General features: G+C 73.5%; 30 protein-coding genes and 1 pseudogene. 19 read left to right on the top strand and 12 right to left on the bottom strand.

Going from position 1 to position 24962, the window contains the following annotated elements; all coding sequences use genetic code 11:
- Window positions 1-27: 27 nt before the first annotated feature.
- Both EV699_RS19790 and argF read left to right on the top strand, forming a co-directional pair.
- Complete coding sequence (locus EV699_RS19790; protein ID WP_165903986.1) at window positions 28-366, top strand: hypothetical protein; 339 nt, start codon at window positions 28-30, stop codon at window positions 364-366.
- Window positions 367-399: 33 nt separating this feature from the next.
- Window positions 400-1317: an ornithine carbamoyltransferase gene (argF, locus tag EV699_RS01580; protein WP_132538281.1), complete on the top strand. Its 918-nt coding sequence runs from the start codon at window positions 400-402 to the stop codon at window positions 1315-1317.
- A 218-nt stretch (window positions 1318-1535) separates the two neighbouring features.
- Here argF and EV699_RS01570 read toward each other — a convergent pair whose 3' ends face one another.
- From EV699_RS01570 to EV699_RS01560, 3 genes and pseudogenes are all read right to left on the bottom strand, one after another.
- On the bottom strand, window positions 1536-1826 hold the full coding sequence (locus tag EV699_RS01570; RefSeq protein WP_132538279.1) for a nucleotidyltransferase family protein: 291 nt from the start codon (window positions 1824-1826) through the stop codon (window positions 1536-1538).
- 124 nt (window positions 1827-1950) lie between these two features.
- Window positions 1951-2190, bottom strand: a pseudogene (locus EV699_RS01565) (site-specific DNA-methyltransferase); the annotation flags it as partial.
- Window positions 2191-2293: 103 nt separating this feature from the next.
- Window positions 2294-2755: a GNAT family N-acetyltransferase gene (locus tag EV699_RS01560; RefSeq protein ID WP_243662519.1), complete on the bottom strand. Its 462-nt coding sequence runs from the start codon at window positions 2753-2755 to the stop codon at window positions 2294-2296.
- 328 nt (window positions 2756-3083) lie between these two features.
- Here EV699_RS01560 and rsxA point away from each other — a divergent pair, with 328 nt between their 5' ends.
- Genes rsxA through EV699_RS01510 form a run of 10 tightly spaced genes read left to right on the top strand, consistent with a single transcriptional unit; the run spans window position 3084 to window position 10668 of the window.
- Entirely contained in the window at window positions 3084-3665 is a 582-nt protein-coding gene (gene rsxA, locus EV699_RS01555; RefSeq protein ID WP_132538277.1) for an electron transport complex subunit RsxA, read from the top strand.
- Window positions 3666-3668: 3 nt separating this feature from the next.
- Window positions 3669-4205 (top strand): electron transport complex subunit RsxB, encoded by a 537-nt coding sequence (rsxB, locus tag EV699_RS01550; RefSeq protein ID WP_132538275.1) that lies wholly within the window; start codon window positions 3669-3671, stop codon window positions 4203-4205.
- A 9-nt stretch (window positions 4206-4214) separates the two neighbouring features.
- The gene (gene rsxC, locus EV699_RS01545; protein ID WP_132538273.1) at window positions 4215-5906 is read left to right on the top strand and encodes an electron transport complex subunit RsxC; all 1692 of its coding nucleotides are present in this window, start codon (window positions 4215-4217) and stop codon (window positions 5904-5906) included.
- Window positions 5907-5933: 27 nt separating this feature from the next.
- Window positions 5934-6971: an electron transport complex subunit RsxD gene (rsxD, locus tag EV699_RS01540; RefSeq protein ID WP_132538271.1), complete on the top strand. Its 1038-nt coding sequence runs from the start codon at window positions 5934-5936 to the stop codon at window positions 6969-6971.
- A 3-nt stretch (window positions 6972-6974) separates the two neighbouring features.
- Complete coding sequence (gene rsxG / locus EV699_RS01535; RefSeq protein ID WP_132538269.1) at window positions 6975-7610, top strand: electron transport complex subunit RsxG; 636 nt, start codon at window positions 6975-6977, stop codon at window positions 7608-7610.
- A complete protein-coding gene (locus tag EV699_RS01530) occupies window positions 7607-8308 on the top strand; it encodes an electron transport complex subunit E (RefSeq protein ID WP_132538267.1) in 702 nt (233 codons plus the stop codon). The genes rsxG and EV699_RS01530 overlap by 4 nt, the downstream gene beginning before the upstream one ends.
- Window positions 8305-8943 (top strand): endonuclease III, encoded by a 639-nt coding sequence (nth, locus tag EV699_RS01525; protein ID WP_132538265.1) that lies wholly within the window; start codon window positions 8305-8307, stop codon window positions 8941-8943. Before EV699_RS01530 ends, nth begins: the two co-directional genes overlap by 4 nt.
- Window positions 8944-9378, top strand: a complete 435-nt coding sequence (locus EV699_RS01520) for a DUF1841 family protein (RefSeq protein ID WP_132538263.1) — start codon at window positions 8944-8946, stop codon at window positions 9376-9378.
- A 13-nt stretch (window positions 9379-9391) separates the two neighbouring features.
- The gene (locus EV699_RS01515; protein WP_132538261.1) at window positions 9392-9958 is read left to right on the top strand and encodes a sigma-70 family RNA polymerase sigma factor; all 567 of its coding nucleotides are present in this window, start codon (window positions 9392-9394) and stop codon (window positions 9956-9958) included.
- Entirely contained in the window at window positions 9955-10668 is a 714-nt protein-coding gene (locus EV699_RS01510; protein ID WP_132538259.1) for an anti-sigma factor, read from the top strand. The genes EV699_RS01515 and EV699_RS01510 overlap by 4 nt, the downstream gene beginning before the upstream one ends.
- Here the strand turns inward: EV699_RS01510 and EV699_RS01505 are convergent.
- Genes EV699_RS01505 through EV699_RS01495 form a run of 3 tightly spaced genes read right to left on the bottom strand, consistent with a single transcriptional unit; the run spans window position 10658 to window position 12671 of the window.
- Window positions 10658-11038, bottom strand: a complete 381-nt coding sequence (locus tag EV699_RS01505) for a VOC family protein (protein ID WP_165903985.1) — start codon at window positions 11036-11038, stop codon at window positions 10658-10660. The two genes, EV699_RS01510 and EV699_RS01505, sit on opposite strands and share 11 nt — an antisense overlap.
- A gap of 4 nt (window positions 11039-11042) precedes the next feature.
- Window positions 11043-11990: a patatin-like phospholipase family protein gene (locus tag EV699_RS01500; RefSeq protein WP_132538255.1), complete on the bottom strand. Its 948-nt coding sequence runs from the start codon at window positions 11988-11990 to the stop codon at window positions 11043-11045.
- An 18-nt stretch (window positions 11991-12008) separates the two neighbouring features.
- Window positions 12009-12671 carry a fumarylacetoacetate hydrolase family protein gene (locus tag EV699_RS01495; protein ID WP_132538253.1) on the bottom strand — a complete coding sequence of 221 codons (663 nt, stop codon included), beginning with the start codon at window positions 12669-12671 and terminating at the stop codon, window positions 12009-12011.
- A 338-nt stretch (window positions 12672-13009) separates the two neighbouring features.
- On the opposite strand from EV699_RS01495, the gene EV699_RS01490 reads away from it, so the two are divergent.
- Both EV699_RS01490 and EV699_RS01485 read left to right on the top strand, forming a co-directional pair.
- Window positions 13010-13768, top strand: coding sequence for a hypothetical protein (locus EV699_RS01490; protein WP_132538251.1), 759 nt, complete (start codon window positions 13010-13012; stop codon window positions 13766-13768).
- Window positions 13769-14002: 234 nt separating this feature from the next.
- On the top strand, window positions 14003-14899 hold the full coding sequence (locus EV699_RS01485) for an alpha/beta fold hydrolase (RefSeq protein WP_132538249.1): 897 nt from the start codon (window positions 14003-14005) through the stop codon (window positions 14897-14899).
- Between the two features lie 7 nt (window positions 14900-14906).
- Here EV699_RS01485 and EV699_RS01480 read toward each other — a convergent pair whose 3' ends face one another.
- Together EV699_RS01480 and EV699_RS01475 are read right to left on the bottom strand one after the other, a co-directional pair.
- Complete coding sequence (locus EV699_RS01480) at window positions 14907-15404, bottom strand: hypothetical protein (protein WP_132538247.1); 498 nt, start codon at window positions 15402-15404, stop codon at window positions 14907-14909.
- Window positions 15405-15474: 70 nt separating this feature from the next.
- Entirely contained in the window at window positions 15475-15681 is a 207-nt protein-coding gene (locus tag EV699_RS01475; protein ID WP_132538245.1) for a DUF1127 domain-containing protein, read from the bottom strand.
- Window positions 15682-15802: 121 nt separating this feature from the next.
- Between EV699_RS01475 and gcvA the strand changes: the two genes are divergently transcribed.
- Complete coding sequence (gcvA, locus tag EV699_RS01470; protein ID WP_132538243.1) at window positions 15803-16708, top strand: transcriptional regulator GcvA; 906 nt, start codon at window positions 15803-15805, stop codon at window positions 16706-16708.
- 1 nt (window position 16709) lies between these two features.
- Here gcvA and EV699_RS01465 read toward each other — a convergent pair whose 3' ends face one another.
- Window positions 16710-17201: a GNAT family N-acetyltransferase gene (locus EV699_RS01465; RefSeq protein WP_132538241.1), complete on the bottom strand. Its 492-nt coding sequence runs from the start codon at window positions 17199-17201 to the stop codon at window positions 16710-16712.
- Window positions 17198-17995 carry an MOSC domain-containing protein gene (locus EV699_RS01460; protein ID WP_132538239.1) on the bottom strand — a complete coding sequence of 266 codons (798 nt, stop codon included), beginning with the start codon at window positions 17993-17995 and terminating at the stop codon, window positions 17198-17200. Before EV699_RS01460 ends, EV699_RS01465 begins: the two co-directional genes overlap by 4 nt.
- A 141-nt stretch (window positions 17996-18136) precedes the next feature.
- Between EV699_RS01460 and EV699_RS01455 the strand changes: the two genes are divergently transcribed.
- Window positions 18137-18769, top strand: a complete 633-nt coding sequence (locus EV699_RS01455; RefSeq protein WP_132538237.1) for a response regulator — start codon at window positions 18137-18139, stop codon at window positions 18767-18769.
- Between the two features lie 9 nt (window positions 18770-18778).
- On the opposite strand, the gene EV699_RS01450 is transcribed toward EV699_RS01455, so the two are convergent.
- The gene (locus EV699_RS01450; protein ID WP_132538235.1) at window positions 18779-20134 is read right to left on the bottom strand and encodes a hybrid sensor histidine kinase/response regulator; all 1356 of its coding nucleotides are present in this window, start codon (window positions 20132-20134) and stop codon (window positions 18779-18781) included.
- On the bottom strand, window positions 20131-21294 hold the full coding sequence (locus EV699_RS01445; RefSeq protein WP_165903984.1) for an FIST signal transduction protein: 1164 nt from the start codon (window positions 21292-21294) through the stop codon (window positions 20131-20133). Before EV699_RS01445 ends, EV699_RS01450 begins: the two co-directional genes overlap by 4 nt.
- 316 nt (window positions 21295-21610) lie before the next feature.
- On the opposite strand from EV699_RS01445, the gene peaA reads away from it, so the two are divergent.
- The 3 genes from peaA to qhpC are packed head-to-tail and all read left to right on the top strand — an operon-like array spanning window position 21611 to window position 24958.
- On the top strand, window positions 21611-23194 hold the full coding sequence (gene peaA, locus EV699_RS01440) for a quinohemoprotein amine dehydrogenase subunit alpha (RefSeq protein ID WP_132538231.1): 1584 nt from the start codon (window positions 21611-21613) through the stop codon (window positions 23192-23194).
- Window positions 23195-23204: 10 nt separating this feature from the next.
- Complete coding sequence (gene peaB / locus EV699_RS01435; protein WP_132538229.1) at window positions 23205-24638, top strand: quinohemoprotein amine dehydrogenase maturation protein; 1434 nt, start codon at window positions 23205-23207, stop codon at window positions 24636-24638.
- Window positions 24638-24958 (top strand): quinohemoprotein amine dehydrogenase subunit gamma, encoded by a 321-nt coding sequence (gene qhpC / locus EV699_RS01430; protein WP_132538227.1) that lies wholly within the window; start codon window positions 24638-24640, stop codon window positions 24956-24958. The genes peaB and qhpC overlap by 1 nt, the downstream gene beginning before the upstream one ends.
- The last annotated feature ends 4 nt before the right edge of the window (window positions 24959-24962 follow it).

The raw sequence follows: 24962 nt of genomic DNA, 5'->3' as shown, positions 1-24962 counted from the left end.
CCGCCGCGCGTTGCGGAAGCAGGAGCCATGTCGCAGCACACGATGTCGGCCAACGCACGTCGCCCCGTCGCCCCCGCCGGGAGTGCCGCCATCCGCCTGCACGTCCCCGCCGCGCGCCGTCGCCCCTCTCCGTCCGCCGCCCGCCCGCCCCGCGGCCATGGCGCCCTGCGCGGCATCGAACCCGACCGGCCCTGCGCCTCGCACCCGCACGCGACGCAGGGCTGGCAGATCAACGTCACCGCGGGCTCGGTCGCGCGCCTGCCGCCGCCGCTGGTGATCACCGACGCGAAAGCCGACCGGAACGTCGCGCGCTTCGCAAGCACGGTGCCGGCCCCGCTCCGGCAACCCGAAACCGTCGCCGGCTGAGCGCGCCCGGTGCCGACGAGGAGTTCCTCTCGCATGCAGTCCCGCCATTTCCTGAGCCTGCTCGACTTCACCCCCGACGAGCTCGACTACCTGATCGCCCGCGCGAGCACGCTGAAGGCGCGCCACGCCAGAGGCGAGCGCCACGCCCCGCTGCCGGGGCGCGTGCTCGGCCAGATCTTCGAGAAGGCGTCCACGCGCACCCGCGTGTCCTTCGAGGCCGGCATCGCCCAGCTCGGCGGCTGTGCGATCTTCCTCTCCCCGCGCGACACCCAGCTCGGCCGCGGCGAGTCGATCGAGGACACCGCCAAGGTGCTGTCGCGGATGGTCGACCTGGTGATGATCCGCGCCTACTCGCACGACACCGTCGCGCGCTTCGCCGCGGTCTCGCGGGTGCCGGTGATCAACGGCCTGACCGACCACGAGCACCCCTGCCAGCTCCTCGCCGACATCCAGACCTTCGTCGAGCACCGCGGCCCGATCGCCGGGCGCACCGTCGCCTGGGTCGGCGACGGCAACAACATGTGCAACAGCTACATCACCGCCGCGCGCCAGTTCGGCTTTCGCCTGCGCATCGCCTGCCCGGTCGGCTACGAGCCCGCCGCCGAGCTGCTCGCCGACAACGCCGACCGCGTCGAGCTCACCCGCGACCCGCTCGCCGCGGCGCGCGGCGCCGACCTGGTCACCACCGACGTCTGGGCCAGCATGGGCCACGAAGCCCAGCTCGCGCAGCGCGCCGCCGACTTCGCCGCCTACCGCGTCGACGCCGACGTGATGGCCGCCGCCGACCCGGAAGCCATCTTCCTGCACTGCCTGCCCGCCCACCGCGGCGAGGAAGTCACCGCCGAGGTGATCGACGGCCCGCAGAGCCAGGTCTGGGACGAAGCCGAGAACCGCATGCACGCGCAGAAGGCGCTGATGGAATTCCTGCTGCTCGGCCGCATCGACGACTGAGCGCACACGGCTTCCTGCTGGTACGCCTTTTCCCCTCTCCCCCTGGGAGAGGGGCCGGGGGTGAGGGTTCCTTCAGCGCGCGCAAGGCAATCGAGGGCCGGCCTTCCACCTACTACTGGCTTCGAAGCCCGCCTGATCCAAGGCCTTCCGTATAGACCAGTACCTTCTCGGCAAAGCCGATCATGTCGTCCAGATAAAAGCGCCATTCGCGCACCGCTTCAGACATGGACGGCCTCTCGCTCGATGTAGGGACGAAGCTCCGGACGCAGCGCCTTTTCGGAAACCAGGTCCACCGGACAGCCCAGCGCATCTTCCAGATAGAACTGCACGCCGAAGAAACGCGCAGCGGTGGCAGTGCCGTCGAAGGCCACCAGCACGTCCACATCGCTGTCGGGCCGCGCGGCATCGCGCGCGGTGGAGCCGAACAGCGCCAGCCGGGTAACGCCGTAGCGCTGCTGGAGAATGGGCTTGGCCTGGACGAGTGCCTGCAAGGCCTGCTGGCGGTTCATGAGCGATCCTCCTCGAACCAAGCCCCCTGGCCCGTTGGTGCTGCCTTGCGCTTGCCTCTGCCAGCGACGTCTTCGGGCGCAGCCGGTTCAGGCTGGACCACCGTCAGATTGGTCACGTTGAGGCTGTAGTCGACGGCGCGTAGGTGAAGCCTTCCAGTTTCGCCAAGGCCTCGGCAAGCATCGCCGCGTTGTATTCCGGGTTGATGACCGGATTACCCCAGCGATCATTGACGATCAGCGTAGGGGCGAGCCGGTAGTAGCGGAAACCGCCGCCGCCTTTCCAGCCGACGGTTTCTGTAATGCCCCCTTTATCCTCGCCATCAATGACCTTTTTCAGGCGCGGGATGATATGCGTGTGCCCCAGCCGACAAAGCGGTAGATAAACCCGTCGATGAAGGGCAGGCGAACTCTGCTTACCGGCTCGACCACGGCAGCATCGACAGGCCATCCGCAGAAGAGCCGCTCCCTCACCCCTCCGCGGGCGCCAGCGGGATGCGGAAGTGGTAGCAGTTGATCGCCAGCCCCTCGCGGAAGTAGAAGCGGTGCGTCTGCTCCCGCTGCACGCCCGAATCGAGGTGCAGCTGCCGGCAGCCCTGGGCGCGGGCTTCGGCCTTCAGCCAGTCCAGCAGGACCTTGCCGTAGCCCTGCGAGCGCGCGGCGGCGTCGGTGTTGAGGTCGTCGACATAGAGGATCCGGCCGCAGTACAGCATCTCCATGACGCGGTAGCCGGCCACCGCGCGGACCTCGCCGCCGTCGTAGACGGCCGCCAGCCGATAGCCGTCGCTCTGCATCATCCGCCGGACCGTCCCCAGGTACTCGTCGGCCGGCACGTCGGGGCGCAGCTGGCGCATCACCGCGCGCGTCGCGACGATCTCCTCGTCGGTCGCGGCCTGCTGCACCGTCACGCGGTCAGCGGATGGGGTCGGCATCGTCATCGCTCCTGTGGCACTTCACGGAAGATCGGCCACGGCGTGCCGCGGGCCGCGTAGCAACGATGGAGCGCAAAGGCACAGCAGCGCCGCGATGCGCCCCACCGATGGTCTGCAACATTGCGCCGCCGGCAAGCACCCTCACCCCAGCCCCTCTCCCCGAGGGAGAGGGGTTCATGCCGGTTGCGCCCGATGAGCACGGCCGCCCCGGCGGCTGGAGCGCACCGCGCATTGCTGGTATTTTCCGGCGTCCTTCACGCGGCCGGGCGGGCGCCCGGCCGGTTCTCGATGCCGCGGCCGCAACGGCCGCCGCGCACGGCGGGCAGCGATGAAAGAGTACGCCCTGATCCTGATCGGCACGATCCTGGTCAACAACTTCGTGCTGGTGAAGTTCCTCGGCCTGTGCCCGTTCATGGGGGTGTCGAAGAAGGTCGAGACCGCGCTCGGGATGGGCATGGCGACGGCCTTCGTGCTGACGCTGTCGTCGGCGTGCACGCACCTCGTGCACCGCTACCTGCTGCTGCCGCTCGGCCTCGACTACCTCGACACCATCGCCTTCATCCTGGTGATCGCGGTGGTGGTGCAGTTCACCGAGATGGTGGTGCACAAGACCAGCCCGCTGCTGTACCAGGTGCTCGGCATCTACCTGCCGCTGATCACCGTGAACTGCGCGGTGCTCGGGGTGGCGCTGCTGAACGTGCAGGCGCACCACGGCTTCGTCGAGTCGGCGCTGTACGGCTTCGGCGCGGCGGCGGGGTTCTCGCTGGTGCTGGTGCTGTTCGCCGGCATCCGCGAGCGCATCGCGGTGGCCGACGTGCCGGTGCACCTGCGCGGGCCGGCGATCGCGCTGATCACCGCCGGGCTGATGTCGCTCGCCTTCATGGGCTTCTCCGGCCTGGTGCGGGGCTAGGCGATGCTCGTCGCGATCGTCGCGCTGACCCTGCTCGCCGGGCTCTCGGGGTTGCTGCTCGGCTACGCGGCGGTGCGCTTCCGCGTCGAGGGTGACCCGCTCGCCGACAAGATCGACGCGGTGCTGCCGCAGACGCAGTGCGGCCAGTGCGGCTTTGCCGGCTGCCGGCCCTACGCCGAGGCGATCGCCGCCGGCGCGGCCGACATCGACCGCTGCCCGCCCGGCGGCCAGGCCGGGGTCGAGGCCCTCGCCGCGCTGCTCGGCGTCGAGCCCAAGCCGCTCGACACCGCGCACGGCGTGGAGAAGCCGCCGCAACTCGCGGTGATCGACGAGACGCAGTGCATCGGCTGCACGCTGTGCATCCAGGCCTGCCCGGTCGACGCCATCGTCGGCGCCGCCAAACACATGCACACGGTGATCGCGCAGGAGTGCACCGGCTGCGAGCTGTGCGTGGCGCCCTGCCCGGTCGACTGCATCCACATGGTCCCGATCGCCACCACGCCGGCCAACTGGGCCTGGCCGGCGCCGCGCGCGGCCTGAGCGACGACGATGGGCGTGCTCGACCCGCTGGTGCGGCTGTGGCGCTTCAACGGCGGCCTGCATCCCCCGACCCGCAAGGCGCCGTCGAACGCGCAGCCGGCGCGCGCGCTGCCGCCGCCGCCGCGGCTGCTGCTGCCGCTGACGCAGCACGTCGGCGCCGCCGCCAGGCCGGTGGTGAACCCCGGCCAGCACGTCGGCCGCGGCGAGCTGCTGGCGGCGGCCGACGGCTACGTCAGCGCCGCGCTGCACGCGCCGACCTCGGGCACCGTGGTCGCGCTCGAAGCGCGCCCGATCGCCCACCCCTCCGGGCTCAGCGCGCCGTGCCTGGTGCTCGACGCCGACGACGCCGACGCCTGGGGCGCGCTGCCGGCGCCGCTCGCCGACTGGCGCACCGCGGCAGCGGCGGAGATCCGCCGGCGCGTGCGCGAGGCCGGCATCGTCGGCCTCGGCGGCGCGGCCTTCCCGACCGCGGTGAAGCTCGCCGCCGAGCCGCCGCCGAACCTGCTGATCGTCAACGGCGCCGAGTGCGAGCCCTACATCACCTGCGACGACCGCCTGATGCGCGAGCGCGCGGCGGCGATCGTCGGCGGCGTGCTGATCCTGCGCCACGCGCTCGGCGCCGCCGCCGCGCTGGTCGCGATCGAGGACGACAAGCCCGAGGCGCTCGCCGCGATGCGCGCGGCGGTGGCTGCGAGCGGTGCCGCCGAACTGCGCGTGCAGGCGGTGCCGACGCGCTACCCGAGCGGCGGCGAGCGGCAGCTGATCCGCGTGCTCACTGGGCGCGAGGTGCCGAGCGGCGGGCTGCCGGCCGAGCTCGGCATCGTCTGCCAGAACGTCGCCACCGCGGCGGCGGTGTTCGAGGCGATCACCACCGGGCGGCCGCTGACCGCGCGCTACGTGACCGTCACCGGCGCCGGGGTGCACACGCCGCAGGTGGTGGAGGCGCGCATCGGCACGCCGGTCGCGGACCTGGTCGCGGCCTGCGGCGGCTACACCGCGGCCGCCGCGCGGCTGATCTACGGCGGGCCGATGATGGGCTTCGCGCTCGCTGACGACGGCGTGCCGCTCGGCAAGGGCGGCAACTGCATCCTGGTGGCGGGCGCCACCGAGCTGGCGCCGCCGGCGCCCGCGCTGCCCTGCATCCGCTGCGGCGACTGCGTGCGCGCCTGCCCGGCCGACCTGCTGCCGCAGCAGCTCTACTGGCATGCCCGCGCGCGCGAGTTCGAGCGCGCCGGCGAACTCGGCCTGTTCGACTGCATCGAGTGCGGCTGCTGCGCCGCGGTGTGCCCGAGCCGGCTGCCGTTGGTGCAGTACTACCGCCACGCCAAGGGCGAGCTGCTCGCCGCCGAGCGCGAGCGGCACAAGGCCGACCTCGCCCGCGAGCGCCACGGCGCGCGCCAGGCGCGGCAGGCGCGCGAGGAGGCCGAGCGCGCCGCCCGGCTCGCCGCCAAGAAGGCGCACCCGGCGCCGGCACCGGAGGCCGCCGCGCCGGCCGCGGCGACCGCCACCGCGCCGGCCAGCGTCGCGACCGCGCCGACGGCCGCTGCGTCGCCTGCGCCCACGACCACCGACGACCCGCGGCAGGCGGCGATCGCCGCGGCGCTGGCGCGGGCGCAGGCCAGGCGCGCGCGTGCCGCCGCCGATGCCACGGCTGGCACCAGCACCGACGCCGCGCCCGGCGACGACGACGGCCGCGGCTAGCCGCCGCCCCCACCCGAGCCCCCGCGCATGCTGTTCCCCACCGCGAGTTCCCCGCACCTGCACACCGGCGCCAGCGTCGGTGCGCTGATGCGCCGCGTGCTCTACGCGCTGCTGCCGGGCATCGCCGCCTACGTGTGGCTGTTCGGCCCGGCGGTGCTGGCGCAGCTCGCGCTCGCCAGCACGGTCGCGCTCGCCTGCGAGGCCGCCGCGCTGGCGCTGCGCGGCCGCCCGCTCGCGCCCGCGCTCGGCGACGGCAGCGCGCTGGTCACTGCGTGGCTGCTGGCGCTGGCGCTGCCGGCGCTGGCGCCGTGGTGGCTCACCGCGCTCGGCACGGCGTTCGCGATCGTGGTCGCCAAGCACCTCTACGGCGGGCTCGGCTACAACCCGTTCAACCCGGCGATGATCGGCTACGTGGTGCTGCTGGTGTCGTTCCCGCGCGAGATGAGCACCTGGCCGGGCGCGCGCGAACTGCTCGCGCAGCCCGCCGACCTCGCCGCCAGCCTGCGCCTGATCTTCGGCGCCGGCGGCCTCGACCACGTGCTCGCGCTCGACGCGCTGAGCGCGCCGACGCCGCTCGACAGCCTGCGCACCGGACTCGGGCTCGGCCGCGGCGTCGCCGAGATCGTCGCCAGCCCGGCCTTCGGCGTGCTCGGCGGGCGCGGCTGGGAGCTCGCCAGCCTCGCCTTCCTCGCCGGCGGGCTGTGGCTGTGCTGGACCCGCACCGCCGCCTGGCAGATCCCCGCCGGCATGCTCGGCGCGCTCGCGCTGACGGCGACCGTGCCCTGGCTCGTCGACCCGCAGCACCACGCCTCGCCGGCCTTGCACCTCGCCAGCGGCGGCGCGCTGCTCGGCGCCTTCTTCATCGCCACCGATCCGGTGTCGGCGAGCACCACGCCGCGCGGGCGGCTGCTGTACGGCGCCGGCATCGGCGTGCTGACCTACGTGATCCGCGCCTGGGGTGGCTACCCCGACGGTATCGCCTTCGCCACGCTGCTGATGAACATCGCCGCGCCGACCATCGACGCCTACACCCGGCCGCGGGTGTTCGGCCACGGACCGCGCTGAACGATGCGCCCGGCGCACGCGCTGCTGCGCAGCATGGGGATGAACGCGCTGATCCTCGGCGGCTTCGCACTGGCGAGCGTGGCGCTGGTGGCGGCGACCTGGTTCGCCACCCGCGACACCATCGCCGCGGCGCGCCGCGCGGCACTCGAAGCGAGCCTCAACGCGCTGGTGCCGGCGGCGCGCTACGACAACCACCCGGCCGAGGACGTGCTACGGCTCGCCCCGCCCGGCGCGCCGCCGCTCACCGTGTACCGTGCGCGCAAGGGCGGCGCGCCGGTGGCGGTGCTGGCGACGGTGACCGCGCCCGACGGCTATTCCGGCCCGATCCAGCTGCTGGTGGGGGTGTGGGCCGACGGCCGGCTGGCCGGGGTGCGGGTGCTCGCGCACAAGGAGACGCCGGGCCTCGGCGATGCCATCGAGGTCGAGCGCTCGCCGTGGATCCACGGCTTCGACGGCCGCTCGCTCGACGACCCGCCGCGCGCGCGCTGGAAGGTGCGCAAGGACGGCGGCGACTTCGACCAGTTCACCGGTGCGACCATCACCCCGCGCGCGGTGGTCAAGGCGGTGCAGGGCTTCCTCGACTACTACGCCGGCCACCGCGAGGCACTGTTCGCGCCCGCCACGGAGACCCGACCATGAGCACCCCGTCCGCCGCCGAGATCCTGCGCAACGGCCTCTGGCACAACAACACCGGGCTGGTCGCGCTGCTCGGCCTGTGCCCGCTGCTGGCGACCTCGAACTCGCTGGTCAACGGCCTCGGCCTCGGCCTGGCCACGACGCTGGTGCTGCTCATCACCAACACCACGGTGTCGCTGATCCGCCGCTGGGTGAACCCGGAGGTGCGCATCCCGGTGTTCGTGACGGTGATCGCCTCGGCGGTGACCGCGGTCGAACTCGGCATGCACGCGCTGCTGCCGGAGCTGCACCGGGTGCTCGGCATCTTCATCCCGCTGATCGTCACCAACTGCTGCGTGCTCGGCCGTGCCGAGGCCTTCGCCTCGCGCCAGGCACCGGCGCGCGCCGCGCTCGACGGGCTCGCCGTCGGCCTCGGCTTCGCTCTGGTGCTGGTGACGCTGGGGGCGCTGCGCGAGCTGCTCGGCCAGGGCACGCTGCTCGCGCAGGCCGAAATCCTGTTCGGTGAAGGCGCGCGTGGGCTGACACTGCACCTGCTGCCCGGCGACCGCGGCCTGCTGCTGGCGATCCTGCCGCCGGGGGCGTTCATCATGCTCGGCCTGCTGATCGCCGCGAAGAACGCCATCGATGCCCGCGCACGGGCGCGCCCGCGGCCGGCACCGGCCACGGCCGCCACGGTCGCCGACGGGCACGTGCCGACATGAACGCCGCCGCCCGGCGCGCGTTCTTCACCCGGCTGCGCGCGGCGAACCCGCAGCCGACCACCGAACTCGTCTACGCCTCGCCGTTCGAGTTGCTGGTCGCGGTGATCCTGTCGGCGCAGGCCACCGACCGCAGCGTCAACCAGGCCACTGCGCGCCTGTTCGCGGTCGCGCGCACCCCGGCGGCGATCCTCGCGCTCGGCGAGGACGGGCTGAAGGCGCACATCAGGACCATCGGCCTGTACAACGCCAAGGCGGCCAACATCCTGCGCACCTGCGCGCTGCTGCTCGAACGCCACGGCGGCGAGGTGCCGCGCACCCGCGCCGCGCTCGAGGCGCTGCCGGGGGTCGGCCGCAAGACCGCGAACGTGGTGCTCAACACCGCCTTCGGCGAGCCGACCATCGCCGTCGACACGCACATCTTCCGCGTCGCCAACCGCACCGGGCTCGCCCCCGGCAAGGACGTCGACGCGGTCGAGGCGAAGCTCATGCGGGTGGTGCCGCGCGAGTTCCGCCAGGACGCGCACCACTGGCTGATCCTGCACGGCCGCTACGTGTGCACCGCGCGCCGCCCGCGCTGCGGCGAGTGCCCGGTGGCCGACCTCTGCGACTACCGCGACAAGACCGGGAGCGAGTGAATGTTCGGAACCGACCGCAATGCGCTGCGCCGCTACTACTGCGAAGCCTGGCGCAAGGCCCGCGCCGGCGAAGCGCTGGAGACCCTCGAGGCCGACATCGTCGCCGTGCTGCGCGAGCACCCCGAGTACCACGCGCTGGTCGCCGACCCCGAGCGCGCGCTCGACGCCGAGTACACGCCCGAGATGGGCGCCACCAACCCCTTCCTGCACCTCGGCATGCACCTCGGCCTGCAGGAGCAGGTGCGCACCAACCGCCCCGCCGGCATCCTCGACGTCTACGCCGCGCTGTGCCGACGCTTCGGCGAGGCGCACGCCGCCGAGCACGCGATGATGGAGGTCCTCGGCGAGGCGCTGTGGGAGGCGCAGCGCAGCGGCCGCGAGCCCGACGAGGCGCGCTACCTGGCGCGGCTGCGCCGGCTCGCGCACGGCGCCTGAGGCGGACGCGACCATGCCCCTGCAAGCCCCCGTCGACCCGCTCGAAACCCTGCTCGCGCGCTGCGCGCTCGCCGACCGCGCCGCCTTCGAACGCCTCTACCGGCTGTCGGCGGCGCAACTGTTCGGCGTCGTGCTGCGTATCGTTCCTGACCGCGACCTCGCGGCCGACGTGCTGCAGGAGACCTACGTGAAGATCTGGCAGCGGGCGGGCGACTACCGCGCCGACCTCGCCACCGCGCTGACCTGGATGGCCGCGATCGCGCGCCACCAGGCGATCGACACGCTGCGCCGCAGCCCGCAGCGGCTCGCCGCCGCCGCCACCGACATCGACACGCTGCCGTGGCTCGCCGACGACGCCGAGGGCCCGCAGGACGCCACCGAACGCGCGCTCGGCGAGCAGGCGCTGCACCGCTGCCTCGACGAGCTGCAGGGGCAGCAGCGCCGGGCGATGCTGCTGGCGTGGTTCGGCGGCCTCACCCACGAGGAGCTGGCGCTGCGGCTGCAGACCCCGCTCGGCACCGTCAAGTCCTGGCTGCGGCGCGGGCTGATGCGCCTGAAGACCTGCCTGGAGGGGGCATGAACTACCGCGATCCCGCGCTCTGCGACCTGCTCGCCGCGCAGTACGCGCTCGGCACCCTGAACGGCGGCGCGCGGCGGCGCTTCGAGGGCCTGCTGCCCGGCCGCCCCGACCTGCGCCGGCGCGTGCTGGACTGGCAGCGACGCCTGCCCGAACTGCTCGGTGCCGCCCCGGCGCAGGACCCGCCGCCGGAGCTCTGGCCGCGCCTGGCACAGCGGCTGTGGCCGACGCTGGCGCCGGCCGCGGCCGCGCCGGCGCCGGGCTGGTTCGAGCGCCTCGCCTTCTGGCGCGGCTGGGCGCTCGCCACCAGCCTGCTCGCCGGGGTGTTCGCGCTGGCGCTGCTGCTCGGCCAGCAGACCGAGATCCCCGGCTACGTGGTGATGGTCAGCAGCATGAAGGACCGCACGCCGATGTGGGTGGTCAGCGCCGCGCCGGAGATGGACAAGCTCTACGTCAAGAGCATCCAGCCGATGGACATGCCGGAGACCGCCAGCTGCCTGCTGTGGATCCGCCCCACCGGCTCGGAGCGCGTCTACCCGCTCGGCAAGCTGCCGTGGCGCGGCGACGAGCGCATGCTCAAGGTCGCGCGCGAGCTGCGCCCGATGCTCAAGGGCGAGCTGCTGGTCACCGTCGAGCCGGTCAGGAACGGCATGCCGGAGCAGCCGAGCGTGGCGCCGCAGTACGCCGGCTCGTGGCTGCCGATCAAGATCTGAGCGCCGCCGCCGCGGGCGTGGCCTCGAACAGGCCGATCACGTTGCCGTCGGCGTCGAGCACCTGGGCGTAGCGGCCGTGCCCCGGCACCGCCGTCGGCGCCACGTGGGGACGCGCGCCGAGTGCGAGTGCGCGCGCCAGCGCGGCGTCGAGGTCGTCGACGCACACGTGCACCAGCGTCGTCGCCGCCGGCTGCACCGCCGCGACCTGCAGCAGGCCGACGCAGGTGCCGCCGGCGGCGGGCGTGTACAGCCGGTAGCGCGTGCCGTAGGGCGCGAAGCGCCAGCCGAACAGCCCTTCGAGCAGCGCCGTCGCGCGCGCCAGGTCGGTCACGCACCACTCGACGTGGGAAACGAAGGGCGTCCCGGCCATCGCCTCAGCCGCACCGCGCGGCGAGGAAGGCATCGGCTGTGCGCCGCCCCTCCTCGATCAGCCCGCGGATGAAGCCCGGATCGCGATCGAGCTTGGAGGCGTAGTCGAGTTCGCGCTGCAGGCGGATGCGGCGCACCGCGATCGGCTTGTAGCGGCCGTCGGGGAAGCAGCCGTCGGCGAGCAGTGCGTTGATCTTGTCGATGAAGTGGAGCTCCTGCTCCAGCGACAGGTTGCCGGCGAGCTCATTGCGGCGGTCGGCGATGTCCTCGGGTGCGTGCGGCACCGCGGCGCGCGTGCTCGGGTTGATCTGCACCACCCAGAGCTCGTCGGGACGCGTCTCGGTGAGTTCGCGCACCGGCGGGTTCTGCGAGAACAGCCCGTCCCAGAAGTAGCGCCGGGCGGCGCCCTCGCCGATCGCCACGGCGCGGAAGAAGTCGGGGATCGCCGCCGAGGCGAGCACCGCGTCGGCGCTGACCGCGGCGTCGCGGAACACCGTGAAGGCACCGCTCAGCACGTCGACCGCACCGACGTAGAGGCGCGGCGACGCTGGCCCGAGCAGGCCGGGGATCGCCGCGAAGTCGACCTGCGCGGCGATGCGCTCGCGCAACTGCTGCTGCGCCCAGTCCGGCACCTCGTAGGGCGACAGCTCGGGCAGCGCGACGCGCCCGCGCAGGCGCGAGGTGCCGATGATCCACTCGTTCAGCAGCCAGTCGGGCAGGCTCGCCGCGGCGTTCGACTCCCAGAAGGCGTCGAGCCGGCGCGCGCCTTCGGCACGCTGGCCGAGCAGCAGCCCGAACCACGCGATCAGCGCGCAGATCGCGCCACCCGAGGTGCCGGACAAGCCGACGATGTGCGCGTCGCTCGCGAGCACGCGCTGCAGCACGCCGGCGGTGAAGGCGGTGTGGCTGCCGCCGCCCTGGCAGGCGATCGCAATGCGGGGGATGGCGTCCATGAGCGTCCCTCCCCGCGCTCAGGCGACGCTGGCGGTGAACGTGAAGCGCCCGGCGAGGCGCAGTTCGAGGGCATCGCCGCTGGCGAGCGGGCCGACCCCGGCCGGCGTGCCGGTGAGCACCACGTCGCCCGGCAGCAGCGTGAACACGCCGGACATGTGGGCGATCAGCGCGAACACCGGGTGCATCATCTGCGCGGTGCTGCCGTGCTGGCGGCGCTCGCCGTTGATGCGCAGCTCGATCTCGGTGGCCTCGGGATCGGCGAGCGCCGTCGGCGGCACGAACGGCGACAGCGGGCAGGCGCCGTCGAAGGCCTTGGCGCGCTCCCACGGCTGCCCCGCCGCCTTCAGCTTCGCCTGCACGTCGCGCAGCGTCAGGTCGAGCGCCAGCCCGTAGCCGGCCACCGCGGCGCGCGCCTGCGCGGCATCGGCGCCGCTCAGGCGCGCACCGATCAACACCGCGAGCTCGAGTTCGTGGTGGCACTCGCCGAGCCCCGCGGGCAGGCGCAGCGGCGCGTCGAGCCCGACCACCGCAGTCGCCGGCTTGATGAACAGCAGCGGCGCCTCGGGTACCGCGTTGCCGAGCTCGCGGATGTGGTCGAGGTAGTTGCGGCCGATGCAGACCACCTTGCCGAGCGGCCAGTCGATGGTGCTGCCGTCCACGAAGCGATGCCGATAGTCCATGTACTGCCTCCCAGGGCCCGTGCGTCAGCCGGCTTTACACTGCCGCGACATCGACAGACCGTTGATTCCATTGAAGTTGACGCCGTGTGACCGCTACCGCGACACGCCGGCTGACAGTGCCGAAACGCCGCGCCCGCCGCCCGTGACAATTGCGGCGGACGTCGCGCGGTTTTTTACAGCCTGGCTCGCGCCGCAGCAATCGAATCGCTCCCGGCATCCGGAACGCACATACATTTCTTTTTAATTCAAAAACTTAAAAAACATGGCACGCTAATGGCTTTAAGGAAACCGCAAACAGCGGCACCCGGCCGCCGACGATCCGACAAGGCTGAACGACCATGCGCAGCTCCCTCAACATCCTCGCCCTGGCCTGTGGGCTCGGCCTCGCCCAGGGCGCTGCGGCGATCACCATCGACGGCAACCTGGCGGACTGGGGCCTGCACCGCAACGGCCTGGCGAGCGACTGGGTGCCCGACGCCGGCATCCACTACGTGGTCGACGACTTCACCACGGGCCCCAACAACATCGGCGGCCAGGGCAACGACGTCGAGGCGATGTACCTGAAGATCGACACCGGCACGCTGTACATCGCGCTGGTGACCGGCCACGACCCGGCGACCGTGCAGAACACCACCGCCAAGAAGTACGCGCGTGGCGATCTCGCGATCAACTTCACCGGCCCCGACTACGACGACAGCTTCGAGTTCGCGATCAGCACCGCCACCCGCAACGGCTTCAAGCAGGGCGGGGTGTACGCGGTGTTCAACTGGAACCATGGCCTGGCCCCCGGGCACGCTGACACCGTGACCACGATCGCCCGCGGCCTGCTGATCGGCCAGGCCGAGCTCGCGATCTCGTCGTCCTTCACCGGCATGGGCGAAGGCCCCCAGGGTCACAAGCACTGGGCGTACGAAGCGGCGGTGCCGCTGTCGCTGTTCGACGGCTTCATCGACGAAAAGCTGTGGGTGCAGTGGACCACCACCGGTGCCGCCGACGTGCTGCGGGTCGACCCGCCGCTGACCAGCGTCGACGCCCCGCCGGCACTGGCCCTGTTCGCCCTCGGCGTGCCGGCGCTGCTGCGCCGTCGTCGCTGCTGAACCTCCACCCTCGCAGCGCTCCTGGCAGGAGGCCCGGAACGGTTCGAGAACAAGCCATACGACAAGGTCGAGAAGGTGGGGATCGCTGCGCCGCACCCGCGAGGGTGGCGGCGCTTTCTTTTGTGCGCCGGCGGCGCAGGTGACACGAACGGCCCCCCGTGCCGCAGCGGCATTTGTGTTCGGCGGTCACCGCCACCACACTGGCGGGCCCGTTGCCGCCCGGTGCCGCCCATCATGCCGCGTATCGCCCTGCCCGGATTCGAGGCCCACTACGAACAGGCCGGTGACGGCCCGCAAGCCGTCGTGCTGGTGCATGGCAACTTCGCCTCGTCCCGCTGGTGGCAGGACCTGCTCGACACGCCGCCGCCTGGGCTCTGCCTGTACGCGCCCGACCTGCGCGGCTGCGGACGCTCGCAGCAGCCCGGCGAGGGCTACGAGATGGCGCAACTGGTGCGCGATCTCGAAGCCTTCGCCACGGCGCTGGAGCTGCCGCGCTTCCACCTGGTGGGCCACTCGCTCGGCGGCTCGGTCGCACTCGCCTTCGCCCTCGACCACCCCGAACGCGTCGCCAGCCTGCTGCTGGTGACGCCCGGTCCGGCCGACGGCCTCGCCCAGACCCGTGACGGCATGCTCGTCCACCTGCTCGGCACCGAGCGCATCGCGCACTGGCTGCCCGATCTCGCGCAGCACCGCTGGGTGCTGTCGCACGTGCTGCCACACGTCGCCCCCGGCATCGGCGAACCGCTGCAGTTCGCCCGCATCACCGAGGATGCGCTCGCCACCGACCCGCGCGCGGTCAGCGGCTACCTGATGGCGCTCGCCGAGTGGAACGCGCTGCCGCGCCTGCCGGCCTACCCCGGGCGCGCCGTGGTGCTCATCGGTGAGCGCGATCCGCTGGTGCCGCCGGCGAGCCTGGCCGCCACCATCGAAGCGCTGCCACACGTGGTGTCGGTGCTGTGGACCGGCGTCGGCCATGCGCCGCAGCTCGAACGCCCGGAGGATTTCCGCCGCCTGCTGCTCGCGACCATCGACGGCCGCGAGCCCGAGCCGCTGCAGCCGGTCGCGCTGCACGCGGCGGCGGGCGGCTGGTTCCACGACCTCGCCCGCCGGCTCGGCCTGGGCGGCCACTGACGCGCGCTCAGCCCTCGCGCACCCGCCCGCTGGGCTGCCCGGCGGCGTCGAGCACGCCGTGGCGCCGCAGCCAGGCGCGTGCATCGTCGGCGTCGCGCTCGAACCAGGCCTGCGCCGAGCCCAGCCGGAAGCTGTAGCCCCAGGCGTCCATGTCGGCGCAGGCGCGCGCGCGGCCGAAGCCGGGCACGCGCGCGGCGAGCAGCAACTGCAGGTAGCAGACGCCGTTCTCCTCGTCGTAGTCGCCGCCGGCGTCGGTGTGCAGCACGGCGCGGCGTGGCGCGTCCATGCAGATCCAGTGGCAGCCCTCGTGCAGCGCCGAGTGCACCGGCGTGTCACCGCGCAGCAGCAGGCGGTCGCCGATCAGCCCCGCCTCGGGGTCGCCGAACCAGCTCCCGGGGATCGGCGCGGCGTCGGGCACGCGCTCGATGCGCAGCCCGAACGGCGCGAACACGGCTTCGATGGCGCCGAAGCCGACGTCGGCGCAGCTGAGGACGGGAGTGGACATGGCAGCGACGGCGGGGACGGGGGCGCGATTGTCGGCCATCGTCCCCGCCGTCGCCAGCGCAGCGGGTGGTTCAGGCGCGCCAGAACGGCTTGCGCGCTTCGGCGGCGGCCTCGTACGGCTGCCAGCCGATGTCGTCGAGCATGTGCGCGTCGAGCGTCGCCAGCGCGCGACGCAGGCGCCAGCGCTGCGCCCACAGCCGCAGCAGCGCGGCGGGGCCGTCGGCGGTGGTGGCATGCACAGGGGTGTGGGGGAAGGCGAAACCGTTCGTCGTGGTCATGGCAGTGATCTCCGGAAACGCTCAGGATGCGTTCGATGGGCGCCATTCTTCAGCCTATGCTGCATTGCCACAAACCATTTATGATCATGCGAGCCATGAGCCATACGCATGGGTACGCGAGATGACCCGACGCCTGCCACCGCTGCATGCGCTGCGCGCCTTCGAGGCCGCGGCGCGCCACCTGAGCTTCACCCGCGCCGCCACCGAGCTCTTCGTCACCCAGGGGGCGGTGAGCCGGCAGGTCAAGGCGCTGGAGGACGACATCGGCCAGCCGCTGTTCCGCCGCCTGCCGCGCGGGCTCGAACTCACCGCCGCCGGGCGCAGCCTGCTCAGCGCCACCGGCGAGGCGTTCGACGCCCTCGCCCGGGCGGCGACGCGGCTGCGCGCGAACGCGAACGAGATCCGCCTCAAGGTGCCGCCGACCTTCGGCGTGCGCTGGCTGGTGCCGCGGCTGACGCGCCTGCACCTCGCGCAGCGCGAGCTGCGGGTGCAGGTCACCACCACCTGGCGCCACGACATCGACTTCGAACGCGAGGAGTACGACGCCGGCATCCAGCTCGGGCGCGGCGACTGGCCGGGGCTCGCCGCCGACCTGCTGCAGGTCGAGCACCTGGTGCCGGTGTGCGCGCGCGCGCTCGCCGAGGGCGACCCGCCGCTGCTGGTGCCGGCCGACCTCGCGCGCCACTCGCTGCTGCACCCGACGCCCGACCACGAGGACTGGCGCATCTGGCTCGCCGCCTACCCGGTGGACGGTGTCGACCCCGAGGGCGGGCAGGATTTCGTCACGATGGAGATGGCGATCGCCGCGGCGGCGGCGGGTTACGGCGTCGCCATCGGTGCGCACGAGCTGATCCGCGAGGACCTCGCCGCCGGGCGGCTGGTGCTGCCGTTCGGCCCGCGGCTCGCCGAGGGCGGCGGTTACTACCTGGTCTACCCCGAGGAGCGCCTCCGCGAGGCGCGCTTCGAGCGCTTCCGCAGCTGGCTGCTCGCCGAGGCCGCCGCCGACCGCGCCGCCCTGCGCGACTGAGTCACAGCCGGCGGCCGAGCAGCACCAGGTCGCGCTCGACGCCGTCGAGTTCGGCGACCGCAGGCAGCAGCCCCCAGCGGGCGAAGCCGCGGCGCGTGAACAGGCCGAGGCTCGGCGCGTTGTGGCCGAACACGAAGGCGAGCACGGTGCGGATGCCGCAGGCCGGGGCGCGGGCGAGCAGCGCATCGAGCAGCGCCCCGCCGACGCCCGTCCCCTGCGCCGCCGGCGCGACGTAGACCGCGCACTCGACGGTCGCGTGGTAGGCCGGGCGGCCGTAGAACGAGCGCAGGCTGCCCCAGCCGTGCAGCGTGCCGGCGTCGCCCTCGGCGACCAGGCACGGCCGGCGCGCCGGGTCGAACTCGGCGAACCACGCCGCGCGCGCCGCGACGCTGACCGGCTCGGTGTCGGCGGTGGCCAGGCGGCCGGGGATCGCGGCGTTGTAGAGGTCGACGATCGCCGGCAGGTCCTCGGCGCGGGCGTCGCGCAGCGTCATGCCAGCACCTCGACCGCATCGCCGACGCGCAGGCGGCCGGGGCCGGCGTGGATCACGTTCTGGCCGAAGATCACGTGCGCGCCGTCGCGGCGGTACTTCAGCAGCGTCGCCATCGGCTCGCGCCCGCGCTCGCCGGTGGCCGGGTCGATGGTCGGGATCGCGCAGCGCGTGCACGGCTTGACCACGTGCAGTTCGATGCCGCCGGCGCGCAGCCGCCGCCAGCCGTCCTCGGCGTGGGCCTCGGCGCCGCCCACCACCAGGTTGGGACGGAAGCGGATCATCCCGATCGGCGCCGACAGCCGCGCGTTGAGGCCGTCGAGCGAGGCGCTGCCGATCAGCAGCAGCGGGAAGCCGTCGGAGAACGCCGCCTCGGCGCCACCCACGTCGTAGGCCGGGTCGACCGGGCGGCGGTGCCCGGGGCCGAGCTCGACCAGCCGCGCCGGCACGTCGAGCACCTCGGTGAGCCAGTCCGCGGCGTCGTCGCCGGCGTCGCTGGCGCGCACCGTGTCGCCCCACACCTGCACCTCGCGCAGCGGCCCCTCGCCGCCGCGCGGCACCGTGAGCGGCTCGAGGCCGGGCGCGACCAGCGTCAGCGTCGCCGCCGCCAGCAGCGGCTCGATCAGGCACATGCGCGGCAGCTGGCGCTGGGTCAGGAAGCGCCCCTGGGCGTCGACCACCATCCAGCGGCGGTCGTCCTCGATGCCGTAGCGGTCGAGGTCGGCGACGGTGAGCGGCTGCCCGCGGCAGGACTTCACCGGGTAGCGGAACAGGGCTTCGATGCGCAGCGCGGACATGCGGGCCTCTCGGGGACACGGCGGGCGGAGGCGGGACTGTAGCCGAGGCCGTCGCGGCGCGGCCAGCCGCCGCCGGCGTGATGGCGCGCGCCGGCGCGGCTATAGTCGGGCGGGATCACCCCAGCTGTGGCAGGCCGCGCGATGAGCGAGTCGTATCCCGAGGGCAAGGCGCTGGTCGTCGACGACCATCCGCTGGTGCGCGAAGCGCTGCGCGGGGTGCTGGAGGCGCTGTTCCGGCCGCTCGAATACGCCGGCGCGGGCAGCCTCGACGAGGCCCTGGAGCGGGTCGAGGGCACCGACTTCGACCTCGTGCTGCTCGACCTGCACCTCCCCGGCGCCGACGGCCTGTCGGCGCTGCTGAAGCTGCGCTGCGCGGCGCCGGCGACGCCGATCGTGATCGTCTCGCAGTCCGACGACGCCGAACTGATGCACAGCGCGATCGCCTGCGGCGCCGCCGGCTTCATCCCCAAGGCGCTGCCGCGCGAGCAGATCGAGGCGGCGCTGCGCCGCGTGCTCGCCGGCGACGTGTTCCTGCCCGCGGCGCCCGACGCCGCCACCCCGCCCGCGCTGCACAGCCTGACGCCGCGCCAGCTCGCGGTGTTCGACCTGATGCTGCAGGGCCACTCGAACAAGCTGATCGCCTACACGCTGCAGATCAGCGAGTGGACCGTGAAGGCGCACGTCAGCGCCATCCTGCGCGCGCTGCAGGTCACCAACCGCGTCGAGGCGGTGCTCGCCGCCAGGCGCCTCGGCCTCGGCGGGCGCAGCGGCTGAGGCCGCGCCTCAGCCGGCGCGGCCGCGGCCGAGCATGAAGCCGAGCAGCGCACGCAGCCGCGCCGGCTGCAGCGGCTTGTAGAGCAGCCGCGCGCCGCAGCCGCGCACGCGGGCGGCGAGCTCGGGCGCGCGGTTGCTGGTGACGATCAGCACCGGACAGCGCCCGGCGACGCGCGCCGCCGCCTGCAGGCCGTTCTCCTCGCCGTCGAGGTGGTAGTCGGCGATCACCGCGTCGGGCGCGAACGCCAGCGCGTGCTCGAACTCGACGAGCCCGCCCGCGGCCTGCACCCGGCACTGCCAGCTCTCCAGCAGCGCCTCCAGGCTCTCGCGCGAGGCGCGGTCGTTTTCGAGCAGCAGGATGCGCCGGCCCTGCAACTGCTCGCCGCCGGCCGCGGCGGCGCCGCTCGCGGCCGCCTCGCGCAGCGCCAGGGCGGCGTCGCCGCGCGGCACCATGACCCGGAACACCGAGCCACGCCCCGGCTGCGAGCGCACGTCGACCGGGGCGTCGAGCATGCGCGCGATGCGCTCGACGATCGCCAGCCCGAGCCCCAGGCCGACCTCGTCCTGCCGGTGCGCGTCGGGCAGCTGCTTGAACTCGCGGAAGATCTCGCCGAGCTGGTCGGCCGGGATGCCGGGGCCGGTGTCCCAGACCTCGATCGCCAGGCGCGCGCCGCGCCGGCGCACGCCGAGCAGCACGCGCCCGGCGCGGGTGTGGCGCACGGCGTTGCCGAGCAGGTTGCGCAGGATGCGCTCGAGCAGGTCGGGGTCGGTGTGCGCCACCGCGCGGCTCGGCCGCGCGCGCAGGCGCAGGCCCTTGGGCTGCGCGCGCAGGCCGTACTCGGCGGCGAGGCGCTGCAGCAGGCCGTCGAGGCGGACGTGGCGGCGGCGCACCTCGATCACCCCGGCCTCCAGCTTGGCGATGTCGATCAGGCTGTTGAGCAGCCGCTCCATGGTGCGCAGCGAGGCCTCGATGTGCGCGAGCGCCGGGTCGGCGACGCGCCCGCCGAGCACCTCGAGCATCAGCCGTGCGGCGTTCAGCGGCTGCACCAGGTCGTGGCTGGCGGCGGCGAGGAAGCGGGTCTTGTTGGCGTTGGCGCGGTCGGCCTCGGCCTTGGCCTGCTGCAGCGCGTCCTCGACGTGGCGGCGGCGCTCGATCTCCTCGCGCAGGCGGCGGTTGACGTCGACCAGCTCGGCGGTGCGGGTGCGCACCACGTCCTCGAGCATCGCCGCGGTCTCGAACAGCGAGTAGTCGGAGCGCTGCGCGGCCATCTCGCGCTCGGCGCGGTCCATCAGCGCGGCGTTGACGCGGTTCAGCCGCTCGACCTCGGCGAGGAGCGCGGCGACGCGCGGGTCGCCCGTGCTCACGCCGGCGCCCCGAAGGCCACGCCGGTGAAGGTCTGGTTCAGGTGCATGGCGTTGAACTGCTCGCCGAAGCTGCTGAAGCCGACCGCGCGCACGCGCTGCAGCAGCGCCGCCACCGCCGCGGTGTGGCCGTCGCGCTCCATCTCCAGGTGGCGGAAGGCGCAGTTGAAGCCGAGCGTCAGCAGCGGCGGGCCGATGAAGCTCTCGACCTCGTCGAAGGTCGCGCGCAGGTCGTCGAGCATGTCGCCGCGGCTCGCCAGGCGCAGCACCACGCCCTCGTCGATCGCGCAGCCGAGGGTGATCGAGCCGTCCGGGTGGGCGTTGGCGAGTGCGCGCACGTGGTGCGAGGAGCCGATCCGCACCAGCAGCGGCCAGGCCGCGAACACCTCGTGGTCGAGCGCCTCGACCGGGCAGCCGAGCAGGCGCGCGTAGGTCTCGGCGGCGGGGCGGCCGTCGAGCTCCATCACCCGCCGGCTCGCCGGGTCGGCGCGCGTCACCACCGCGCGCTGCTCGGTGGCGCTGAAGTGGTGGGTCGAGAACAGCCGGAACGGCAGCCGCGAGTGCACCAGCACGAGCACCGCGCTGTCGGCGTGGAAGGCGCCGGCGGCGTAGATGAAGCTGCGCTCGAAGGCGAGGTTGTCGCCGGCCGAGCCGCCGACCAGGCCGATGCCGCCGAGGCAGGCGCTGAGGCTGCTGACCACGCGCTCCTCGGCGCCGCTGAGGCCGTCGACCAGCAGCAGCGCGAAGCAGTTCTCCGGCGTCAGCGCGCCGACCTGCGCGCCGAGGCGCCGGCGCAGGCGCTCGACCACCCGGCGCCCGTCGAGCAGGCGGAAGCCGCCGAGCTCGCCGAGGCGTTCGGCGACCGCGGTCACCGCGTCGCGCCCGAAGCTGATGCCGCTGATGCCGCTCGCCGGGTAGGCGCCGGGGGCGATCACCCCGGCCGAGGTGCAGCCGAGCGTCGCCGCCGGCAGCGCCCGGGCGAGCGCGCCGGCGAGTGCGTCGAAACCGTAGAAGCCGGCGCAGAACACCAGCGTCAGCGCGGCGTCGGGGCGGGCGATGCGCGCGGCGAGTTCGGCGACGGCGCGCGCCGGATCGGCGTCGAGCGACAGGCCGTGGCGCACCGGGTCGGCGGGCGCGCTTGCAGGGGGGGCGGACAGCGACATGCCGTGCTCCTCGCGCGGCGGGGGCGGTCGCCGCAGTGTAGGCCCGCCGCCGCGGTGCCGGCCACGCCGGCGGCCTAACACTTTCCGGTGATGCCGGCGCAGCACCGGCACCGATTCGGCTACATAGAAAGGCAGACGCGCGGCGCACACCGACCGCGCCGAAGACGAGCCGGCACCGCGGCGCCCGCGGCAGCCGGCCACCACCCGGAGCGAGAGCACCCTGCCGGCCCGCGGGGCACCGCACCCCGCGCCGCGGCGCGGGGCCGTGCCCTGCCGCCGCCGCACGGTGGCCGTTCCCACGAGAGGAGACGCCTCGATGAAGCACCGCATTCCCTGGTCGGCCCTGTCCGCCGCCGTCCTGCTCACGGGCGTCGCCGGTGCGGCCCCCGTCGACGGCCGCCAGGTGCTCACCAGCACCTGCGCCGCCTGCCACACCCCCGGCGCCGACGGCAAGCAGCCGCGCATCAGCGACATCCGCAAGACGCCGGAAGGCTGGGACATGACCATCGCGCGCATGCAGGTCTGGCACGGCGTGCAGATCAGCGCCGAGGAGCGCCGTGCGCTGGTCAAGTACCTGGCCGACACCCAGGGCCTCGCGCCGAGCGAGACCGCCGCGTTCCGCCAGGGGCTCGAACGCCGCCCCAACGTCGCCGACCACCCGCCGAACGACAACCTCGCGCAGATGTGCGCGCGCTGCCACAGCTTCGCGCGCGTCGGCCTGCAGCGGCGTGACGAGGGCGAGTGGCGCAAGCTGGTCAACACCCACCTCGGCCAGTTCCCGAGCATCGAGTACTCGCTGTACGGGCGCGACCGCGACTGGTTCCGGATCGCCAGCACCGAGACCGCCGCCGAGCTCGGCAAGCTGTTCCCGCTGCAGACCGAGGCCTGGACGACGTGGCACGCGCACGCGCCGATCGACCCCAGCGGCCGCTGGCGCATCGCCGGCGAACGCCCGGGCAGCGGCCGCTACAGCGGCGTGCTGACGGTGCAGAAGGCGGCGGCCCCCGACACCTACGCCGCGCGCTACGAGATCGAGTACGCCGACGGGCGCACGCTCACCGGCGAGAGCCAGGCGCTCGTGTACACCGGCTACGAGTGGCGCGAGCAGGGCAGGCTCGGCGACGACGCGATCCGCTCGGTGTACGCGCTCAGCGAGGACGGCAACGGCCTCAGCGGGCGCTGGTTCGTCAAGGACGCCGACGAGCGCGGCGGCGAGCTGCACGGCACGCGCATCGTCGACGGCCGCGCCGGCATCGTCGCGGTCGAGCCGCCGTTCGTGCGCGCCGGCGACACCGTCGAGGTCACCGTCGCCGGCTTCGGCCTCGCCGGCACCCCGACGCTGCCGGCGGGCGTGCAGCTGGTCGGTGCCGCGGCCGGCGGGCCCGAGCGCCTGACGCTCAAGCTCAAGGTCGACGCCGGGGCCGCCGACGGCTGGCACCCGCTCAAGCTCGGCGCCGCCGAGGCCAGGCTCGGCGTCTACCACAAGATCGACCGCGTGCAGGTCGAGCCGGCCTACGCGGTCGCGCGCGTCGGCGGTGACGGGGGGCCGATGCCGGTGGTGCCGGCGCAGTTCCAGGCGATCGCCTGGCTCGACGGCGCCGACGGCAAGCCCGGCACCGACGACGACGTGCGCCTCGGCAGCGTGCCGGCGAGCTGGCGCCACGAGAATCATGGCGAGGCCGCCAAGGACATGCAGGACGCGCAGTTCGCCGGGCGCTTCGCCGAGGCCGGTCTGTTCCAGCCGGGGCCGGCCGGGCTCAACCCGCAGCGGCGCTTCCACACCAACAACACCGGCGACCTCACGGTGACGGCGACGGTCCAGGACGGTGCGCAGACGCTCGAAGGCCAGGCACAGCTGATGGTCACCGTGCAACGCTGGAACAACCCGCCGATCAAGTGAGGCACCGCCGATGAGCACGCTGAGTCTGCAAGCCGACAACTACCACGAGGTGCGGGTCTCCGGGCGCCGCGTCCTCTTCCACATCCCGACCACCGCGCTCTACGAGCTCGACGAGGTCACCGGTGCGGTGCTCGACCTGTTCCGTGAGCACCCCCAGGTCGGCGCCGAGGACGTGCGCCGGCGCTTCGACGGCGCCTTCCCCGCCGAGCGTGTGGTCGAGGCGCTGTGCGACCTGCGCGACCTGCAGATCGTCGCCGACCCGGCGCGGCGCGCCGAGGCGACGCCGCTGCCGGCGCCCGAGCGCTTCCCGCTGTCGACGCTGGTGCTGAACGTCAACACCGGCTGCAACCTGAGCTGCACCTACTGCTACAAGGAGGACCTGGCGACGCCGGCCAGGGGCCGGAAGATGGACCTCGCCACCGCCGAGCGCAGCATCGACCTGCTCTTGCGCGAGGGCGCCGAGCACGACCGCGTGACGGTGGTGTTCTTCGGCGGCGAGCCGCTCAGCAACCTGCCGATGATCCGCGGCGCGGTCGACTACGCCGAGCGCCGCGCCGCCGCCGCCGGCAAGCGCGTCGACTTCTCGATCACCACCAACGGCACGCTGCTCGACGAGGCCACCATCGACTACCTCGACGCCCACGGCTTCAGCGTCGCGGTGAGCATGGACGGGCCGCGCGCGCTGCACGACAAGCGCCGGCTGACGGTGGGCGGGCGCGGCACCTACGACACCGTCGCGCGCAAGGTGCGCATGCTGCTCGACCGCTACCGCGCGCGCCCGGTGGGCGCGCGGGTCACGCTGACCTCGGGCGTCACCGACGTGGTGGCGATCCACCAGCACCTGCGCGAGGAGCTCGGCTTCCACGAGGTCGGCTTCGCGCCGGTCACCTCGGGGGCGGTGACGCAGTTCAACCTCGGTACCGACGAACTCGCCGAGGTCTTCGCCGGCTTCAGGGCGCTCGGCGAGCGCTACCTCGCGGCGGCGCTCGGCGGCGGCAACACCGGCTTCTCCAACATGCACCAGATGATGACCGACCTCTGGCGCGGCACGCGCAAGGCCCTGCCCTGCGGCGCCGGGGTCGGCATGCTCGCGGTCGACAAGGACGGCGAGCTCAACCTCTGCCACCGCTTCACCGGCTCGTCGCTGCCGACCTTCGGCAACGTCACCGACGGCATCGCCCGCGAGCGCCTCGGCAGCTTCATCGCCCAGGCCGCCGACCGCAGCGGACGCGGCTGCGCCACCTGCCACATCCGCAACCTCTGCGCGGGCGGCTGCTACCACGAGTCCTACGCCCGCTACGGCGATCCGCTGAAGCCGACCTACCACTACTGCGACCTGATGCGCGACTGGATCGATTTCGGCATCGACGTCTACACCCGCCTGCTCGCCGGCAACCCGGGGTTCTTCGAGCGGCACATCGAACCGCGCCGGAGGAGTCACTGATGAAAACGCTCAAGCCGATGAACCAGAAGGCCGACCTGCTCGACGACGCGATCGCCCAGGGCCAGGCCGAGGACGTGTTCCTGATGAGTTCGGTGGTCGGCTGCACCACCACCACCGATCCGGGCTGGGAGGTCGACGCCTTCGGCGGCGTCTCCGGGCTGTGCCAGCCGATGGAGGCCGACCTGTACGGCTGCACCGACCCCTGCTGGTGGCCGGCGCAGACCGCCGACTCGCTGAACACCCACCCCAAGTGGACCGCCGGCGCCGACGCCGCCGAGCAGGACTGGCGCAAGCTGCAGGCCGTGTTCCCCGAATCGTGAGTGG

It is taken from the genome of Plasticicumulans lactativorans (assembly GCF_004341245.1).
GTDB classification, from domain to species: Bacteria; Pseudomonadota; Gammaproteobacteria; order Competibacterales; family Competibacteraceae; genus Plasticicumulans_A; species Plasticicumulans_A lactativorans.
This window is presented reverse-complemented; position numbering and strand designations above follow the sequence as displayed.

Bases quoted from the DNA above. Each gene is read 5' to 3' on its own strand.
- EV699_RS19790 (WP_165903986.1), top strand. From the start codon at position 28: ATGTCGCAGCACACGATGTCGGCCAACGCACGTCGCCCCGTCGCCCCC.
- argF (WP_132538281.1), top strand. From the start codon at position 400: ATGCAGTCCCGCCATTTCCTGAGCCTGCTCGACTTCACCCCCGACGAG.
- EV699_RS01570 (WP_132538279.1), bottom strand. From the start codon at position 1,826: ATGAACCGCCAGCAGGCCTTGCAGGCACTCGTCCAGGCCAAGCCCATT.
- EV699_RS01560 (WP_243662519.1), bottom strand. From the start codon at position 2,755: ATGCCGACCCCATCCGCTGACCGCGTGACGGTGCAGCAGGCCGCGACC.
- rsxA (WP_132538277.1), top strand. From the start codon at position 3,084: ATGAAAGAGTACGCCCTGATCCTGATCGGCACGATCCTGGTCAACAAC.
- rsxB (WP_132538275.1), top strand. From the start codon at position 3,669: ATGCTCGTCGCGATCGTCGCGCTGACCCTGCTCGCCGGGCTCTCGGGG.
- rsxC (WP_132538273.1), top strand. From the start codon at position 4,215: ATGGGCGTGCTCGACCCGCTGGTGCGGCTGTGGCGCTTCAACGGCGGC.
- rsxD (WP_132538271.1), top strand. From the start codon at position 5,934: ATGCTGTTCCCCACCGCGAGTTCCCCGCACCTGCACACCGGCGCCAGC.
- rsxG (WP_132538269.1), top strand. From the start codon at position 6,975: ATGCGCCCGGCGCACGCGCTGCTGCGCAGCATGGGGATGAACGCGCTG.
- EV699_RS01530 (WP_132538267.1), top strand. From the start codon at position 7,607: ATGAGCACCCCGTCCGCCGCCGAGATCCTGCGCAACGGCCTCTGGCAC.
- nth (WP_132538265.1), top strand. From the start codon at position 8,305: ATGAACGCCGCCGCCCGGCGCGCGTTCTTCACCCGGCTGCGCGCGGCG.
- EV699_RS01520 (WP_132538263.1), top strand. From the start codon at position 8,944: ATGTTCGGAACCGACCGCAATGCGCTGCGCCGCTACTACTGCGAAGCC.
- EV699_RS01515 (WP_132538261.1), top strand. From the start codon at position 9,392: ATGCCCCTGCAAGCCCCCGTCGACCCGCTCGAAACCCTGCTCGCGCGC.
- EV699_RS01510 (WP_132538259.1), top strand. From the start codon at position 9,955: ATGAACTACCGCGATCCCGCGCTCTGCGACCTGCTCGCCGCGCAGTAC.
- EV699_RS01505 (WP_165903985.1), bottom strand. From the start codon at position 11,038: ATGGCCGGGACGCCCTTCGTTTCCCACGTCGAGTGGTGCGTGACCGAC.
- EV699_RS01500 (WP_132538255.1), bottom strand. From the start codon at position 11,990: ATGGACGCCATCCCCCGCATTGCGATCGCCTGCCAGGGCGGCGGCAGC.
- EV699_RS01495 (WP_132538253.1), bottom strand. From the start codon at position 12,671: ATGGACTATCGGCATCGCTTCGTGGACGGCAGCACCATCGACTGGCCG.
- EV699_RS01490 (WP_132538251.1), top strand. From the start codon at position 13,010: ATGCGCAGCTCCCTCAACATCCTCGCCCTGGCCTGTGGGCTCGGCCTC.
- EV699_RS01485 (WP_132538249.1), top strand. From the start codon at position 14,003: ATGCCGCGTATCGCCCTGCCCGGATTCGAGGCCCACTACGAACAGGCC.
- EV699_RS01480 (WP_132538247.1), bottom strand. From the start codon at position 15,404: ATGTCCACTCCCGTCCTCAGCTGCGCCGACGTCGGCTTCGGCGCCATC.
- EV699_RS01475 (WP_132538245.1), bottom strand. From the start codon at position 15,681: ATGACCACGACGAACGGTTTCGCCTTCCCCCACACCCCTGTGCATGCC.
- gcvA (WP_132538243.1), top strand. From the start codon at position 15,803: ATGACCCGACGCCTGCCACCGCTGCATGCGCTGCGCGCCTTCGAGGCC.
- EV699_RS01465 (WP_132538241.1), bottom strand. From the start codon at position 17,201: ATGACGCTGCGCGACGCCCGCGCCGAGGACCTGCCGGCGATCGTCGAC.
- EV699_RS01460 (WP_132538239.1), bottom strand. From the start codon at position 17,995: ATGTCCGCGCTGCGCATCGAAGCCCTGTTCCGCTACCCGGTGAAGTCC.
- EV699_RS01455 (WP_132538237.1), top strand. From the start codon at position 18,137: ATGAGCGAGTCGTATCCCGAGGGCAAGGCGCTGGTCGTCGACGACCAT.
- EV699_RS01445 (WP_165903984.1), bottom strand. From the start codon at position 21,294: ATGTCGCTGTCCGCCCCCCCTGCAAGCGCGCCCGCCGACCCGGTGCGC.
- peaA (WP_132538231.1), top strand. From the start codon at position 21,611: ATGAAGCACCGCATTCCCTGGTCGGCCCTGTCCGCCGCCGTCCTGCTC.
- peaB (WP_132538229.1), top strand. From the start codon at position 23,205: ATGAGCACGCTGAGTCTGCAAGCCGACAACTACCACGAGGTGCGGGTC.
- qhpC (WP_132538227.1), top strand. From the start codon at position 24,638: ATGAAAACGCTCAAGCCGATGAACCAGAAGGCCGACCTGCTCGACGAC.